At 64.5% G+C, this 747-nt stretch carries 1 pseudogene; it reads left to right on the top strand.

The features are described 5' to 3' along the window. A pseudogene (locus JQC81_RS32600) lies at positions 1-745 on the top strand (DDE-type integrase/transposase/recombinase); the annotation flags it as partial. Positions 746-747 lie beyond the last annotated feature (2 nt).

The following is a 747-nucleotide window of genomic DNA, read 5'->3' as shown; positions in this document are numbered from 1 at the left end:
CCGCTCGATGACCTCACCTTCGTGGTCAGCCACTTCCTGCCGCATCTCAACCGCGATGCGGTCTACCGCATCCTCAAGGCAGAAGGCTTGGGGCGCCTGCCGCCGGGGCAGCAGCGCCAGCGCAAGATCGGCACCTTCAAGGACTACGATCTCGGCTTCGTGCACCTGGACATCAAGCACCTGCCCAAGCTGAGAACCGCCGATGGCGAGCGCCGCAAGCGCTATCTCTATGTGGCCATCGACCGCTGCTCGCGGCTTCGTGCACCTGGCCGTCAAGGACGACGAGCTGGCCACCAGCGCGGTCGCCTTCCTGAAAGAGGCGGTCCGCGCCTTCCCCTTCAAGGTCACGCACGTCCTGACGGACAGAAGATCCTGCTTTACCGCTGATGGCTTCGCGGACGCCTGCCGGAGGCTGAAGGTGGAGCATCGCACGACCAAGCCCTACACGCCGCAAACCAATGGCCTCGTGGAGCGCTTCAACAGGTGGGTGCAGCGTGAGGTGCTGGGGATCACGATCGACAGCCATCGTGATCTGGAGACGCTGCTCAAGGGCTTCAACCAGGCCTACAGCAGGAGACGCCAGCGCGTGCTCAAGGGGCGATCCCCGGATGAGGTAGTGCGCAGCCGCCTGGTCGCCGAGCCGAAGCTCGCCAACCGCCGCTACAAGCCGCCTGATTCAGACGCGTTGCCGCCAGCCCTCCAGGTCGTCGCTCACGCCAAGGAAGTGTCGCATCCAGACAGTTAAGG

Origin of the sequence: Microvirga arabica, from assembly GCF_016811235.1 — a bacterium.
GTDB lineage: Bacteria > Pseudomonadota > Alphaproteobacteria > Rhizobiales > Beijerinckiaceae > Microvirga > Microvirga arabica.
The sequence above is the reverse complement of the archived record's forward strand: the minus strand, read 5'-3'. Positions and strand labels throughout refer to the sequence as shown.